At 64.3% G+C, this 14,294-nt stretch carries 15 protein-coding genes; 7 read left to right on the forward strand and 8 right to left on the reverse strand.

The features are described from left to right. Positions 1-96: 96 nt before the first annotated feature. The 4 genes from JMY28_RS20785 to JMY28_RS20800 all read left to right on the forward strand — a co-directional run bounded on the left by JMY28_RS20785 (position 97) and on the right by JMY28_RS20800 (position 4,535). On the forward strand, positions 97-1,320 hold the full coding sequence (locus JMY28_RS20785; RefSeq protein WP_201697799.1) for an ABC transporter substrate-binding protein: 1,224 nt from the start codon (positions 97-99) through the stop codon (positions 1,318-1,320). Between the two features lie 74 nt (positions 1,321-1,394). Beyond that, positions 1,395-2,423, forward strand: a complete 1,029-nt coding sequence (locus JMY28_RS20790) for a FecCD family ABC transporter permease (RefSeq protein WP_236596980.1) — start codon at positions 1,395-1,397, stop codon at positions 2,421-2,423. Then, the gene (locus JMY28_RS20795) at positions 2,420-3,247 is read left to right on the forward strand and encodes an ABC transporter ATP-binding protein (protein ID WP_201697801.1); all 828 of its coding nucleotides are present in this window, start codon (positions 2,420-2,422) and stop codon (positions 3,245-3,247) included. The genes JMY28_RS20790 and JMY28_RS20795 overlap by 4 nt, the downstream gene beginning before the upstream one ends. 148 nt (positions 3,248-3,395) lie before the next feature. Then, positions 3,396-4,535: a porin gene (locus JMY28_RS20800; RefSeq protein WP_201697802.1), complete on the forward strand. Its 1,140-nt coding sequence runs from the start codon at positions 3,396-3,398 to the stop codon at positions 4,533-4,535. Positions 4,536-4,559: 24 nt separating this feature from the next. On the opposite strand, the gene JMY28_RS20805 is transcribed toward JMY28_RS20800, so the two are convergent. Beyond that, complete coding sequence (locus JMY28_RS20805) at positions 4,560-5,048, reverse strand: SET domain-containing protein (protein WP_236596969.1); 489 nt, start codon at positions 5,046-5,048, stop codon at positions 4,560-4,562. Between the two features lie 261 nt (positions 5,049-5,309). Here JMY28_RS20805 and JMY28_RS20810 point away from each other — a divergent pair, with 261 nt between their 5' ends. Next, positions 5,310-5,765 carry a MarR family winged helix-turn-helix transcriptional regulator gene (locus tag JMY28_RS20810; RefSeq protein ID WP_201697804.1) on the forward strand — a complete coding sequence of 152 codons (456 nt, stop codon included), beginning with the start codon at positions 5,310-5,312 and terminating at the stop codon, positions 5,763-5,765. 175 nt (positions 5,766-5,940) lie between these two features. Here the strand turns inward: JMY28_RS20810 and JMY28_RS20815 are convergent, their stop codons facing one another. The 6 genes from JMY28_RS20815 to JMY28_RS20840 all read right to left on the reverse strand — a co-directional run bounded on the left by JMY28_RS20815 (position 5,941) and on the right by JMY28_RS20840 (position 10,004). Next, positions 5,941-6,354 carry a VOC family protein gene (locus JMY28_RS20815; RefSeq protein WP_201697805.1) on the reverse strand — a complete coding sequence of 138 codons (414 nt, stop codon included), beginning with the start codon at positions 6,352-6,354 and terminating at the stop codon, positions 5,941-5,943. Positions 6,355-6,381: 27 nt separating this feature from the next. Then, complete coding sequence (locus JMY28_RS20820) at positions 6,382-6,915, reverse strand: helix-turn-helix domain-containing protein (protein WP_201697806.1); 534 nt, start codon at positions 6,913-6,915, stop codon at positions 6,382-6,384. 61 nt (positions 6,916-6,976) lie between these two features. Beyond that, entirely contained in the window at positions 6,977-7,744 is a 768-nt protein-coding gene (locus JMY28_RS20825) for an ABC transporter ATP-binding protein (RefSeq protein WP_201697807.1), read from the reverse strand. Between the two features lie 35 nt (positions 7,745-7,779). Then, positions 7,780-8,493 carry an ABC transporter permease gene (locus JMY28_RS20830; protein ID WP_201697808.1) on the reverse strand — a complete coding sequence of 238 codons (714 nt, stop codon included), beginning with the start codon at positions 8,491-8,493 and terminating at the stop codon, positions 7,780-7,782. Further along, positions 8,490-9,179, reverse strand: a complete 690-nt coding sequence (locus JMY28_RS20835; protein WP_201697809.1) for an ABC transporter permease — start codon at positions 9,177-9,179, stop codon at positions 8,490-8,492. The genes JMY28_RS20830 and JMY28_RS20835 overlap by 4 nt, the downstream gene beginning before the upstream one ends. 66 nt (positions 9,180-9,245) lie before the next feature. Then, a complete protein-coding gene (locus JMY28_RS20840) occupies positions 9,246-10,004 on the reverse strand; it encodes an ABC transporter substrate-binding protein (RefSeq protein ID WP_201697810.1) in 759 nt (252 codons plus the stop codon). Positions 10,005-10,271: 267 nt separating this feature from the next. Here JMY28_RS20840 and hutH point away from each other — a divergent pair, with 267 nt between their 5' ends. Beyond that, positions 10,272-11,810, forward strand: a complete 1,539-nt coding sequence (hutH, locus tag JMY28_RS20845) for a histidine ammonia-lyase (RefSeq protein WP_201697811.1) — start codon at positions 10,272-10,274, stop codon at positions 11,808-11,810. Positions 11,811-11,866: 56 nt separating this feature from the next. Beyond that, positions 11,867-13,555, forward strand: coding sequence for a urocanate hydratase (gene hutU, locus JMY28_RS20850; protein ID WP_201697812.1), 1,689 nt, complete (start codon positions 11,867-11,869; stop codon positions 13,553-13,555). Between the two features lie 43 nt (positions 13,556-13,598). Here the strand turns inward: hutU and JMY28_RS20855 are convergent, their stop codons facing one another. Continuing rightward, positions 13,599-14,237 carry a helix-turn-helix domain-containing protein gene (locus tag JMY28_RS20855; RefSeq protein WP_201697813.1) on the reverse strand — a complete coding sequence of 213 codons (639 nt, stop codon included), beginning with the start codon at positions 14,235-14,237 and terminating at the stop codon, positions 13,599-13,601. Positions 14,238-14,294: the final 57 nt, after the last annotated feature.

The raw sequence follows: 14,294 nt of genomic DNA on the forward strand, positions 1-14,294 counted from the left end.
CCATTACAAAACGGCCGGTTTCAACACATCGCCATTACAAACGGCCGTTAAAGTTTCGCTCGCAAATAGCAATCGTTCGCATTTACAGAATATATCATGTTGACCTTTCGATTGATTCCGGGCCTGGCCCGCGTGGCGCAGCGGCGCGCCGTACTGGCCGCGACTTCGGCCATCATCGCCTTGAGCGGCAGCGCCGCCGTCCAGGCCGCCACGCCAGCGGTGACGCAGACGGAAGAGGCGCCGCTCGTCGTTACCGATCTCGCGGGCCGCACGATCAAGGTGCCGGCCGAGCCGCATCGCATTCTGCTTGGCGAGAGCCGTCTGCTTTCCGCGGTCGCGCTCCTCGAGGGTCAGAAGCCGCTCGCGCGTATCGTGGGCTGGCAGGGCGACCTGCCGACCATGGACCCGCAGACCTACGAGGCGTACGCGCAGCGCTTCCCCGAGATTCGCCAGATTCCGCTGATCGGCAAGGCGACCGAGGACAGCATCAGCGACGAGAAGGCGCTCGCGCTCAAGCCCGACGTGGCGATCTTCAGCGTGGCGGGCCACGGCCCGAGCCGTTACAACGCGCTCGTCAAGCAACTCGAAGCGACCGGCACGACCGTGGTGTTCGTCGACTTTCGCGTGCATCCCATGCAGAACACGCTGCCGAGCATCAAGCTGCTTGGCGAGGTCTTGCACCGCGAGAAGGAAGCCGATGCCTATATCCAGTTCTATCAGCAGCATCTCGCGCGCGTGCAGCAAGTGGTGAATGCGATTGCCGAGTCGCAGCGCCCGAAGGTGTTCGTGGACATGCTGGCGGGCGTGTGGGACGCGGGCTGCTGCCACACGGCGGGCAAGGGCAACTTCGGCGAGTTCGTGGATGCCGCGGGCGGCCGCAACATCGCGGCGGGCCTGTTGCCCGGCGTGCTCGGCGATATCAGCATGGAGCAGGTGATCGCGGCACAGCCCGACGTGTATATCGCCACGGGCAGCCGCACGAAGCCTGGCCTCGCTTCGCTGCGCGTGGGCGCGCTCACGAGCGAGCACGACGCCGACGCGAGCCTCGCGCGACTGGCCGCGCGCCCCGGCTTCAACGCCATCAAGGCGATTCACGATGGCCGCGTGCACGGCATCTCGCACAACTATTACGACTCGCCGTACAACATCGTCGCGATCGAGGCGTTCGCGAAGTGGTTCTATCCGCAACAGTTCAGCACGCTCGATGTGCACGCGACCGAGCGCGAGCTGTATCGCCGTTTCCTCGCGATTCCCGATACAGGCACGCAGTGGGTCGATGCGCCGTTGCCTGCGACGCAAGCGCAGCAGGCCGCGCGATGAACGGCGCACGCCTGGCCGCGGAAGCCGCGCGCCCCCTGGACTCGGCGCCCGATGCTCGCGAAGCGACGGCACAGATGCGCGCCTACGCGCGCCTCACGCGCCGCCGCGTGCTGTGCCTCGTAGCGGTCGCGGTGCTGATCCTGGCCTCGCTGCTGTTCGACCTCAGCTCCGGTCCTTCGGGCCTGCCCATTGCGACCTTGCTGCGCACGATCTTCGTGCCCGCCTCGGCGGACCCCGCCAACAGCGTGATCGTCTGGCAGATCCGCCTGCCGTATGCAGTCATGGCGCTCGTGGTCGGCGCCTCGCTCGGCATTTCGGGCGCGGAGATGCAGACGGTCCTCAACAATCCGCTCGCGAGCCCCTATACGCTGGGCGTTTCGGCGGCGGCAGCCTTCGGGGCGTCGCTCGCCATCGTGCTCGACGTGGCGATTCCGGGCGTCGCGCAAACGTGGATCGTTTCGGCCAACGCGTTCGTGTTCGCGTTTGCTTCGGCGCTGCTGCTCGATTTCGTCGCGCGCTGGCGCGGCATGAGCACGGCGGGCGTCGTGCTGATGGGCATCGCGCTGGTGTTCTCGTTTCATGCGCTCGTCGAGCTGATGCAGTTCATCGCCTCCGCCGACGCGCTGCAGGGCCTCGTGTTCTGGACGCTCGGCTCGCTCGCGCGCGCGGACTGGCCGAAGATCGGCGTGCTCACGGCGGCGCTCGCGCTCGCCGTGCCGTTCTCGATGCGCAACGCGTGGACGCTCACCGCGCTGCGCCTGGGCGAAGAGCGCGCGGCGAGCTTCGGCATCGACGTGCGGCGGCTGCGGCTTGGCACGCTGTTGCGCGTGTCGGCGCTTTCGGCGCTCGCCGTGTCGTTCGTCGGCACCATCGGTTTTGTCGGGCTGATCGCGCCGCATATCGCGCGCACGCTGTTCGGCGAGGATCATCGCTTCTATCTGCCGGGCAGCCTGCTGCTCGGCGCGCTGATGCTTTCGCTCGCATCCATTGCCTCGAAGCTGCTCGTGCCGGGCGTGCTCATTCCGGTGGGGATCGTCACGGCGCTCGTGGGCATTCCGCTCTTTCTCGGCATCGTCGTGCGCTCGCAGGGGATGTCGCAATGAGCGGACTGTCGATTCACGGGCTTTCGGTGCGCTACGGCAAGCGCGAGGTGCTGAGCGAATTGAGCGCCGGGCCGCTCGCGCGCGGCGAGATCACGGCGCTGCTCGGGCCGAACGGCAGCGGCAAATCCACCTTGCTGCGCACGCTGGCGGGCCTGAACGCGCCACGCAGCGGCTCGCTCACGCTCGATGGCGCGCCGCTCACGCTGACGGCCGCGCTCGCGCGCTCGCACAGCGTGGTCTATCTGCCGCAGGCGTTGCCGTCCGGCGTGCGCCTCGCGGTGCTGGAGTCGGTCGTGGTGGCCGCGCGCGCGGGGCGCAATGCGGCGTCGCACTTTGGTGCGTCGCGCGGTGGCTCCGCAGCGCAAATCGCACACGCGCATGCGGTGCTCGAGCGGCTTGGCATTGCGGCGCTCGCGGGCCGCTCGCTCGACGCGCTCTCGGGCGGGCAGCGCCAGTTGGTGGGTATCGCTCAGGCGCTGGTGCGCGATCCGCAGGTGCTGCTGCTCGACGAGCCGTGCTCCGCGCTCGACCTCAATCACCAGTTCCAGGTGATGCAGGTGCTGCGCGACGTGACCCGCGAGCGTGCGATCGTCACGGTGGTCGTGCTGCACGACATCAACGCGGCCGTGCGTTCCTGCGACCGCGCGATGCTGCTGCATCGAGGACGCATTGCGCGCCATGGCGCACCAGTCGAGGTCGTCACTGCCGATAGCCTCGCCGAAGTGTTCAGCGTTCGCGCGCGCATCGAGCCATGCTCGCGCGGACAGCTTCAGGTTCTGATCGACGGTCTCGCCGGTCAGCAGGGCATCGCCAGCCGCCATTAGCGCGGCCCAGCCAGCCCGTTCTATCCGCCGTTTCAGCGCGTGTCTTCACGACGCCGGACCGCATTCGCACCGCGCGAATGCGGGGCCGGTTCGCGCGCTGTGCGGTCATCGCTACACGCAAAACTCGTGACAACTCGAAGGAAAAATAATGAAAAAGACGCTCGTCGCCGCCGCCCTTGCCGCGGCTTATGCATGCGGGGTCCACGCACAAAGCAGTGTGACGCTCTACGGCGTGATCGACGCCGGCCTCTCATACAACAGCAACGCAGGCGGCCATAGCCTCTTCGCGGCTGGCAGCGGCAACGTCACGGGCAGTCACTGGGGCGTGACCGGCAGCGAGGACCTGGGCGGCGGCACACGCGCCATCTTCCGCCTGGAGAGCGGCTTCAGCGTGACGAACGGGACGTTGCGCCAGGGCGGCCGCATGTTCGGCTACCAGGCCTATGCGGGCCTCGAAAACAATCGCTACGGCGCGCTCACGCTGGGCCGGCAATATGACTCCGTGGTTGACTATCTCGCGCCGCTCAGCTTCACGGGGCGTCATCCGGGCGGCAACAATCTCTCGGCTCACCCGTACGACAACGACAACCTCAACAACTCGTTTCGCGTGAACAATGCGCTCAAGTACGCGAGCGCGAACTATGGCGGCGCGAAATTCGGCGCGCTCTACGGGTTCTCGAACGAAGCGGGCGGCTTCGACGACAATCGCCTCTACAGTTTTGGCGCGTCGTACGATTTCGGCGGATTCGAGTTCGGCGCGGGCTACCTGCAAGCGAACAACGGCGGCAGCAGCAACACGAACGGCGCGCTCACGCTCACCGATCGCACGTTCATCGCGGCTCAGCAGCGCACCTATGGCGCGGGTGTGAACTACGTCACGCGCAATGCGCGCTTCGGCTTTGTGTGGACGCGCACGCAACTGGGCGGCCTCGACACGATCAATGGCGCGAACAGCCTCGGCCTCGTGCAGAACGGGCAGGGCGCAAGCTTCAGCAACTACGAGGTGAACGCGAGCTACATGTTCACGCCGCAATTCAGCCTGAACAGCGCGTACACCTACACGCAGGGCGCACTGTCGAGCTCAGGTGGCGAGCATCATCCGCGCTGGCACGAGGTGTCGGTGCAGGCCGACTACTTCCTCTCGAAGCGCACCGACGTCTATGCGCAGGCGAGCTACCAGCACATCAGCGCGGATGGATCGGGTCTGGGTGCGGATATCAGCGGGCAGTCGCCGTCGTCGACGAATCAGCAGACAGTCGTCGCGCTCGGCATGCGGCACCGGTTCTGAACGAGGCGCGCAGCCTGAAGCAGCCTATAGCAGGCTGACAACGCTGACGATGCTGCTCACGCCGGCGTCCGCGCCAAGGCTGGCACCGGTTCTGGCGAGCATCGTCCCGCGGCAAGCAGGCGCGCCGCAGCGGCAGGCGTATTCGCGCACGGTATCTTCGCAGGCGTCGTCGGACAATTCGAGCGCGTAGTCGATGAATAGCTCTTCGCCAGGCAGGATGTCGCGGCACGCGTCGATGAATACGTGGCCGTTTATTTCGACCGTTTCGCAGTTCGCCTGGCACGCGTGATTGAGCCAGCGCGCCCAGTTGCCGCCCTGGCCGCCGTCGATCACGCGGCCATCGGAAAGGCCGAAGAGAAACGTATGCGCGCCGTCTTCACGCAGACGATAACGCCGGGCCGCGCTGCGCCAGGTCATGATCTTGCCTTTGTATTCGAAGATGCGCTCGCCCGCCCGCAGGGGGCGCAATGCGTAGACGCCTTTTCCGTGCACCGGCGACTGCCGGACAGTCATTCGTTTGCTCATGGCTATCTTCGCGCGCGTTGAACGCGTGCAGTATAAGCGGCCAGGACGCAAGCGAGTGATGAAAATGCATATGGGCGTTGGTGCTGCATATTGCGCCTTCGCACGTTGCATGCACCGTGTTGAAGCAGACCGCGCTCGGCTCACCGCTGCCGACCCGCGCTTGCCCCACAGTTGACCTCGCGGGCAGGATCAGGGCAACATACCCGGGTTTCTTTCGCAGGTTTCCGGATCCAATTCCAGAGTGGGTATATGGCAAGCACGAATGAGCCGGGCGCAGAAGCCTCGTTGACCTATCGGCTAAAGGCATTGACCAAGATCGCCGATCGTATGAGCAGCGAGATGTCGCGCGACAAGCTGGGTGTGCCGTATCCGGAGGCGAGCATCATCGCCGCGATCGGCACGTTCGGTCCGCAAACCGTGATGGATATCTCGCGGCGCGCCAATCTCGACAAAAGCCAGGCGAGCCGCACGGTCGAGGCCATGCTCTCGAAGGAGATCCTCGCGCGCACGGGCAACGACAAGGACGGGCGCAGCGTCATCATTTCGCTCACCGCCGAAGGCCGCAAGATTTTCAAGAAGATCGGCCCGGCGTTGGACAAGCGCGACAGCGACCTTTACCACGGGCTGAACGAGGCCGAACGCGTCGCGCTGCGTTTTCTGCTCGACAAGATCCTCGCATCACACGGCTGGGACGCCACGCCCTGATCTCCTCCTTATCCGTGCGTGGCTCCCGGCACGCGATCAGTCATTGAATTGTCATCAAACTGCCGCCGCGAGCCGTAGTGCCGTTTCGTGGCGGGTCAGGCGCTAACGCCCAGCGGCACCTCACCATAAAACCCGGTGGTTTCGTAAAGCACAGACTGGGCAGCCAGCTGCATGGTCACGACTGCTTCGGCGCCTGAATCATCTTCCAGCCGTTGCCGGCAGGGTCGCGAAAGCCAGCGTCGACACTGCCATAACGGTCAACGGGCTCCTGAGTGAATTCCACGCCCTGTGCCTTCAGGCGTTCGTAGCTGGCGCGGCAGTCCGTCACGGCGAGCACGAGGGGCGGCATGGCGCCCTTGGCGACCATGGCGCGCAGCGTTTGCGCGGTGGCCTCGTCGTGAACGGGCGGCCCGGGCACGAAGAGCCCGAGCTGGAACGAGGGCTGCTCCGGGTGCTGGACCGTGAGCCAGCGGTACGCGCCATTGCGCACATCGGTATGCACACGGAATCCCAGCTTGTCGACGTAGAACTTGAGCGCCTCATCCTGGTCGTCGACGTACAGGCCTACCACATCGATACCCTGATTCATCACACCTCCCTGGTTAATGTCCACACTTCAGGGCCGCACTTTAGCTTTGCTCGCGCGCCGGCGCTTCTCCAAAACTGCTGTGGTGAGGTCGGGGCGCTGCGCGGCTTTGAGCACGCAGGCGGGCACGCGGTCGATCTCGGGCAGGTCGGCCCGCGCCTGAACGCGCATGGCGCTGGGGCTCAAGCCGGTAACGTCGCGAAATGTGCGGCCAAAGGTGCCGAGACTCTCCCAGCCGGTGGCGAAGGCGATATCCGTGATGTCGAGTTCGGTATCGCGCAGCAGGGTGGAGGCTTGTTCGATGCGCCGCGTGAGCAGATAACGATGCGGCGGGAGTCCGAAGGCGCGCTTGAAGGAGCGCGCGAAATGGGCTTCGGAAACGCCGCTGACCTCGGCCAGGCGCTTGACGGGCCAGGCCTCGTGGGAGGCGGCGTCCATGCGGTCTTTCGCGCGCAATAGACGGCGCAGCAGGGCCGGGTCCTGGAGGGGTTCGGCTTCGGATGGTTCAGGCTGCGCGTGGTTGACGGCGGGTGCGCCGGAGGTGAGGGCTGCGCTAGTCGACATGCATTCGTCTGAAGTGGGCGGCATGCCGGTAGTTTAGGCCCAACGGCGGCCCGCCACGCCTCTACTTCAGCCGTCCCGCCAGGAATTGCTGCAGCCGCTCGCTGCGCGGCGCATTGAGCACTTCCTTGGGGTCGCCTTGCTCTTCGATCTTCCCTTTATGCAGAAACACGACGTGATTCGAAACGTTGCGCGCGAAGCCCATTTCGTGCGTGACGACGATCATCGTGCGGCCTTCCTCCGCGAGTTTTTGCATGACCTTGAGCACTTCGCCCACGAGTTCGGGGTCGAGCGCGGAGGTCGGCTCGTCGAACAGCATCACTTCGGGCTCCATCGCGAGCGCCCGGGCGATCGCCACGCGCTGCTGCTGCCCACCGGAAAGGTGCGACGGGTACTTGTGCTCGACACCGGCAGCCAGCCCTACCTTGTCGAGGTATTTGCGCGCGCGGGCCTCGGCTTCGCTGCGGCTCAGTCCAAGCACGCTGAGCGGCGCCTCGATGATGTTCTCGAGCACCGTCATGTGCGCCCAGAGATTGAAATGCTGGAAAACCATCGAAAGGCGCGTGCGCATTTTCTGGAGCTGTTTCGGATCGCTCACGCGCAGCGCGCCACCGCGGTCCGCGCTCGTGCGGATTTCCTCGCCATTGAGCGTGATGCGTCCCGAGCAGGGCGATTCGAGAAAGTTAATGCAACGCAGAAACGTGCTCTTTCCCGAACCGCTCGATCCGATCAGGCTGATCACGTCGCCAGCCTTTGCCTTGAGCGATACGCCCTTCAAAACCTCGTTCTCGCCGAACTTCTTGTGCAGGTCGTCGACAATCAGCTTGTACATACTCGGTTCACTCCATCAGGACTGCGGGAAATTCTTTAGTGGCCTTGCGGCTTCAGATAGGCCAGCACACGTGTTTCGAGGCGGCGGAAACCCCAGATCAGGGCGAAGACGATGGACGCATAGAGCGCCGCTGCGATGCCGTACGCCTGAAACGTCATATAGGTGGCGGAATTCGCATCGCGCGCCACCTTCAGGATGTCGGGCACGGTCGCGGTGAACGCGAGCGTCGTGGCGTGCAGCATGAGGATCACTTCGTTGCTGTACGAGGGCAGGGCGCGCCGCAACGCGGAAGGCAGGATGATGCGCGTGTAGACCTTGGTCTTCGACATGCCATAGGCCTGGGCCGCTTCGATCTCGCCATACGAAGTTTCGCGAATCGCGCCCGCGAAGATTTCGGTGGCATAGGCGCACTCGTTCAATGCAAACGCCAGCAGCGTGCAATTCATGGCACTGCGAAAGAAGTCGCCAAGAACCGGATTGGCATGCACGAAGTGCAGGCTGTAGAGGCCGGTGTAGCACAGCAACAACTGCACATAGAGCGGCGTGCCGCGGAACACGTAGGTGTAGACCCACACCGGCCGCGAAATCCACCGGTTGCGCGACGCGCGCGCAATGGCGAGCGGCACGGCAAGCAGGAAGCCCGCCACGATCGAAACGACCAGCAGCCAGAGCGTGATGACGAGGCCGCTGGCGTTGTAGCCGTCGCTGAACAGATAGTTGGGCCAGTATTGGCGAAGCAGTTCGATCACAGCGCTGCCCTCCGCACACCGGTCGAATAGCGCTTTTCGAGGCGGTGCAATGCCAGATTGGAAACCGTGGTGATGGCGAGATAGATCGCGCCGGTCACGAGCGTGAAAAAGAAGAACGACTGGGTGGCCTTGCCCGCGTCCTGCGCGGCTTTCACCACATCGGCGAGGCCGATAATCGAAACGAGCGCCGTGGCCTTCACGAGCACTTGCCAGTTATTGCCGATGCCGGGCAACGCGAAGCGCATCATCTGCGGGAACAGGATGCGAGTAAACACGCGCGTGGAACTCATGCCGTATGCGAAGCCCGCTTCGATCTGTCCGCGCGGAACAGCGAGAAACGCACCGCGGAAGGTCTCCGTGAAATACGCGCCGTAAATGAAGCCGAGCGTGATGACACCGGCCACGAACGGGTCGATGTCGATCTGGTCCATGCCCATCATGTCGGTCGCGTCGTTGAGCCAGATCTGGATGCTGTAGAACAGCAGCAGCATGAGCACGAGGTCGGGTACCGCGCGAATGAGCGTGGTGTACGCCGTGCCGATACGCGCGAGCACGCGGTTGGGCGAGAGCTTCGCGGCAGCGCCCGCAAGCCCGAGCAAAAACGCGGCACCGAGCGAGAGCACCGCGAGCTTGATGGTTTCCCACGTGCCCGCGAGGAGCAGCGGGCCGAAGCCTTGAAAGACCATGGAAGAATGTCCTCGTTCAGGGGAGCAGCGCCCCCCTTTTGTCGTTGCCGGAGAAGACTGGGGCGCTTAGCCGCCGTACACGTCGAAGTCGAAATATTTCGACTCGATTTTCTTGTACGTGCCGTCCTTGATCATGTCGGCAATCGTCTTGTCGATCTTCGCCTTGAGGTCGGCGTCTTCCTTGCGCAGGCCGATTGCGGCCGCGCCGGTGGGGATTTCCGCGCCCGCGAACGCGAAGCCTGCGCCGCGCGGCGTCTTCAGGAAGCCGAGATTGGCTTGCACTTCGTCTTGCAGCGCGGCGTCGAGCCGCCCGGACTGCAGGTCCAGATAGACCTGGTCCTGGTTCTGGTACGGAATCACGTTGATGCCCTTGGGCGCCCAGTTCTGCTTTGCGTAGGTCTCCTGAATCGAGCCCTGCTCGACGCCCACTGTCTTGCCTTGCAGCGAAGCGATAGTCGGCTGCAGCGGCGATCCCGTTTTCGCGACGAGGCGCGTAGGCGTGTTGAAGAGCTTGGCCGAGAAGGCGATCTGCTGTTCGCGCTGCGGGGTGATCGTGAGCGCGGAGAGCGCGCCGTCGAACTTCTTGGCCTTGAGGCCCGGAATCATGCCGTCGAAGTCCTGCTCGACCCACACGCATTTGGCGTTCAGGCGCCGGCAGATTTCGTTGCCGAGGTCGATGTCGAAACCGACCAGCTTGCCATCCGTACCCTTGGATTCGAACGGCGCGTAGCTCGCGTCGGTGCCGAAGCGAATGGTGGACCAGTCTTTCGCATACGCGCCACCGGCGGCAAGGGCGAGGGCGACACACAAGGCTAGTTTCTTCATGAAGTCTCCGATAGGAATGGTTGGCGTGTGCCCGGTCATGGAATGGCGGTTCGGCCCGGCAAGTTGTCTATACAATTATCGATGCGTCGAGAAGGCCGGCAATCGGTGTTATCACCTGGGGATTTCACTGTGCTGTAATCGAAAGATGGCGTAATTCATGCGTCAGGAAGCGAGGGGTGCGGGTATACGTGGAGCAGATTGAACTTGTATAGACAAGCTAGGTTGGGTAATCTGATTCCACCTTGTCCAGACAACTTCGACACCGCAATGAACATCAAACTCACTCCCGGCCATCTGACCCTGCCCCAACTGCGCCAGATCGCGCGTGCCCATGAAAACGACGGCGTGAAGCTCGAGCTCGATCCGGCCAGCTTCGCGGCCATCGACGCAGGCGCACGCGCCGTTGCCGAGATCACGGCGAAGGGCGAACCCGCGTATGGCATCAATACGGGCTTCGGGCGTCTGGCGAGCACGCATATTCCGCTCGACCAGCTCGAACTTTTGCAGCGCAATCTGGTGCTTTCGCACGCTGTGGGCGTGGGTGAGCCGATGTCGCGTCCGGTCGTGCGTCTCTTGATGGCGCTGAAGCTGTCGAGCCTGGGCCGCGGTCACTCGGGCATCCGCCGCGAAGTCATGGATACGCTCATCACGCTCTTCAACGCCGACGTGCTGCCCGTGATTCCGGTGAAGGGCTCGGTTGGCGCCTCGGGCGACCTCGCGCCGCTCGCGCATATGTCGTGTGTATTGCTCGGCGTGGGCGACGTATTCGCGAAGGGCGAGCGTATGAGCGCGCTGGAGGGCTTGCGCCTCGTCGGCCTCAAGCCGCTCGCGCTGCAGGCCAAGGAAGGTCTCGCGCTGCTCAACGGCACGCAGGCTTCCACTGCACTTGCGATCTACAACATGTTTGCGATCGAAGACCTGTACCGCACGGCGCTCGTTGCTGGCGCGCTCTGCGTGGACGCAGCAGCAGGTTCGGTGAAGCCGTTCGACACGCGCATTCACGAACTGCGCGGGCATCGCGGCCAGATCGAGGCAGCCGCGGCCTATCGCACGCTGCTCGAAGGCTCGGCGATCAACCTCTCGCACCGCGACTGCGGCAAGGTCCAGGACCCGTATTCGCTGCGCTGCCAGCCGCAGGTGATGGGCGCGTGTCTCGACCAGATGCGTCACGCGGCGCAAGTGCTGCTCATCGAGGCGAACGCGGTTTCGGACAATCCGCTGATCTTCCCGGAAACGAACGAAGTGCTCTCCGGCGGCAACTTCCACGCCGAGCCGGTGGCCTTCGCCGCCGACAATCTCGCGCTGGCCGCAGCCGAAATTGGCGCGCTCGCTGAGCGTCGCATCGCACTGCTGATCGACGCCACGCTCTCGGGCCTGCCGCCTTTCCTCGTGAAGGACGGTGGCGTGAACTCGGGCTTCATGATCGCGCACGTCACGGCCGCCGCACTGGCTTCGGAAAACAAGACGCTCGCGCATCCGGCATCGGTCGATTCGCTGCCGACTTCGGCGAACCAGGAAGATCACGTTTCGATGGCGACGTTCGCCGCGCGCAAGCTCGCCGATATCGCCGAGAACACGGCCAACATTCTTGCGATCGAACTGCTCGCCGCGGCCCAGGGCGTGGACCTGCGCGCGCCGCACCACACGAGCCCGGCGCTTGCGCACGTGATGCAGTCGGTGCGCGCCGAGGTGCCGCATTACGACCTCGACCGTTACTTCGCGCCGGACATCGCCGCCATGGCGAAGCTCGTGCAGAACGGCGCGATCGCCAAGCACAGCCCGCTGGCATTCGAGTCCGAGCAATAAGCATTAGCGACTCAATAAAAACAGCATTCCTGAATAACATCCGAGACGAAGACGTTATGAACCACCCGAACTTCACCGACCCCCGCCTCGACCCGACCCGCACGATCCGCGCGCCGCGCGGTGCGCAGAAGGTTTGCAAGACCTGGATTGCGGAAGCCGCCTACCGGATGATCCAGAATAATCTGGACCCCGAAGTCGCCGAGCACCCGCATGCGCTCGTGGTGTACGGCGGCATTGGCCGCGCCGCGCGCAACTGGGAGTGCTTCGACCAGATCCTTGCCTCGCTCAAGGACCTGAACGAAGACGAAACGCTGCTGATCCAGTCGGGCAAGCCCGTGGGCGTGTTCCGCACGCACGCCGACGCGCCGCGCGTGCTGCTCGCAAACTCGAACCTCGTGCCGCACTGGGCCACGTGGGAACACTTTCACGAACTGGACCGCAAGGGCCTCATGATGTACGGCCAGATGACGGCGGGCAGCTGGATCTATATCGGCTCGCAGGGCATCGTGCAGGGCACCTACGAGACGTTCTATTCGGTCGCGAACCAGCACTTCAACGGCGACCCCAAGGGCCGCTGGATTCTCACGGGCGGTCTTGGCGGCATGGGCGGCGCACAGCCGCTCGCGGCGACGATGGCGGGCTTCTCGATGATCGCGGTGGAGTGCGATGAAACGCGCATCGACTTCCGCCTGAAGACGCGCTATGTGGACCGCAAGGCCAAAACCATCGACGAGGCGCTCGCCATCGTCGAGGAAGCGAAGCGTACGGGCAAGCCGGTTTCGGTGGGCCTGCTCGGCAACGCCGCCGATGTGTTCGCCGAGTTCGTGAAGCGCGGCATCACCCCCGACTGCGTGACGGACCAGACGAGCGCGCACGACCCGATCAACGGCTATCTGCCGCAGGGCTGGACGGTGGAGCAGTGGCGCGAGGCACAGAAGGTTGCGCCCGAAACCATCGTGAAGGTCGCGAAGGAATCGATGGCCCATCAGGTGCGCGCGATGCTTACGCTGCAGGAGCGCGGCGCGGCCACGCTCGACTACGGCAACAACATCCGCCAGATGGCGCTGGAAATGGGCGTGGAAAACGCGTTCGATTTCCCGGGCTTCGTGCCGGCGTATATCCGCCCGCTGTTCTGCGAAGGCAAGGGCCCGTTCCGCTGGGTGGCGCTTTCGGGCGATCCTGAGGATATCTACAAGACCGACGCCAAGGTCAAGGAGCTGATCCCTGACGATCCGCATCTGCACAACTGGCTCGACATGGCGCGTGAGCGCATCGCGTTTCAGGGTCTGCCGGCGCGCATCTGCTGGGTGGGCGTGAAGGATCGCTACCGTCTGGGCCAGGCGTTCAACGAAATGGTTAAGAACGGCGAGCTGAAGGCGCCGGTCGTGATCGGCCGCGACCACCTCGATACCGGTTCGGTGGCGAGCCCGAACCGCGAAACGGAATCGATGAAGGACGGTTCGGACGCCGTGAGCGACTGGCCGCTGCTCAACGCACTGCTGAACACGGCAGGCGGCGCGTCGTGGGTCTCGCTGCACCACGGCGGCGGCGTGGGCATGGGCTTCTCGCAGCACTCGGGCGTGGTGATCGTGGCGGACGGCACGCAGGCGGCTCACGAACGGCTTGGTCGCGTGCTGCACAACGATCCGGCCACGGGCGTGATGCGCCACGCGGACGCCGGCTACGAACTCGCGCAGCAGACCGCGCGCGAGGCAGGCCTCAAGCTGCCGATGCTCGGCCGATGAGCGACGTGACGCCGCTGTTCAAAGGCGGCGGCGTCACACTCGCTCAGAGCGTTTCAGGCAGCCGGTGTGAGTCGTTGTCTACGCAACAGACAAGCACCTCGGCATCCTCGGCACCCGTGCTGAGATACACGTGTCCCACGGCGCTGTCGAAGTAGAGGCTGTCACCGGGCGACAGCTTGAAGATAGTGCCGTTTTCGAAATGCAGTTCCAGCTCGCCGCCCAGCAGGAACAGAAACTCCTCGCCGCTGTGGCGGATGTAATCGGGAAACGCGTCCATCGTACGGGCGTGGATGCGCCCGCGCATCGGCACCATGCGCTTGCCGGTGAGGTCGTTGGCGATCATGCCGTACTCGTAGTTCGGCGTGTCGTAAATCATCTGCTTGCCCGCGCGCGTGAGCGACGGCTTCATCGGGCCGGCCGCCTTGCGCTTCCTGCGTCCGAATATCGTGTCGAAGTCCACGTTCAGCGCGTGTGCGAGGGCGGCGAATTTGTCATACGTGAGCGCAATGTCGCCGCGCTCGGCCTTCGAAATCGTCGAGACCGCGATGCCGGACAACGCCGATAGCTGCATCAACGTCAGTTCGCGCGACTTGCGCGCTTCGCGCAAACGCGCGCCAACGGCCGCGTGATCGATCTCCGTTGCCGCCTCAGTTGCGTTATTTAGTGTCGCGCGTTTTGCCATAGAAGGGACGGTTCCCGGTTACGGGTTTTGTCGTATACGAGAAATGATTTTTTCTCG

Origin of the sequence: Paraburkholderia hiiakae (assembly GCF_904848665.1) — a bacterium.
GTDB lineage: Bacteria > Pseudomonadota > Gammaproteobacteria > Burkholderiales > Burkholderiaceae > Paraburkholderia > Paraburkholderia hiiakae.

Coding starts and splice junctions, on each gene's coding strand:
- JMY28_RS20785 (WP_201697799.1), top strand. CDS start 97: ATGTTGACCTTTCGATTGATTCCGGGCCTGGCCCGCGTGGCGCAGCGG.
- JMY28_RS20790 (WP_236596980.1), top strand. CDS start 1,395: ATGCGCGCCTACGCGCGCCTCACGCGCCGCCGCGTGCTGTGCCTCGTA.
- JMY28_RS20795 (WP_201697801.1), top strand. CDS start 2,420: ATGAGCGGACTGTCGATTCACGGGCTTTCGGTGCGCTACGGCAAGCGC.
- JMY28_RS20800 (WP_201697802.1), top strand. CDS start 3,396: ATGAAAAAGACGCTCGTCGCCGCCGCCCTTGCCGCGGCTTATGCATGC.
- JMY28_RS20805 (WP_236596969.1), bottom strand. CDS start 5,048: ATGACTGTCCGGCAGTCGCCGGTGCACGGAAAAGGCGTCTACGCATTG.
- JMY28_RS20810 (WP_201697804.1), top strand. CDS start 5,310: ATGGCAAGCACGAATGAGCCGGGCGCAGAAGCCTCGTTGACCTATCGG.
- JMY28_RS20815 (WP_201697805.1), bottom strand. CDS start 6,354: ATGAATCAGGGTATCGATGTGGTAGGCCTGTACGTCGACGACCAGGAT.
- JMY28_RS20820 (WP_201697806.1), bottom strand. CDS start 6,915: ATGTCGACTAGCGCAGCCCTCACCTCCGGCGCACCCGCCGTCAACCAC.
- JMY28_RS20825 (WP_201697807.1), bottom strand. CDS start 7,744: ATGTACAAGCTGATTGTCGACGACCTGCACAAGAAGTTCGGCGAGAAC.
- JMY28_RS20835 (WP_201697809.1), bottom strand. CDS start 9,179: ATGGTCTTTCAAGGCTTCGGCCCGCTGCTCCTCGCGGGCACGTGGGAA.
- JMY28_RS20840 (WP_201697810.1), bottom strand. CDS start 10,004: ATGAAGAAACTAGCCTTGTGTGTCGCCCTCGCCCTTGCCGCCGGTGGC.
- hutH (WP_201697811.1), top strand. CDS start 10,272: ATGAACATCAAACTCACTCCCGGCCATCTGACCCTGCCCCAACTGCGC.
- hutU (WP_201697812.1), top strand. CDS start 11,867: ATGAACCACCCGAACTTCACCGACCCCCGCCTCGACCCGACCCGCACG.
- JMY28_RS20855 (WP_201697813.1), bottom strand. CDS start 14,237: ATGGCAAAACGCGCGACACTAAATAACGCAACTGAGGCGGCAACGGAG.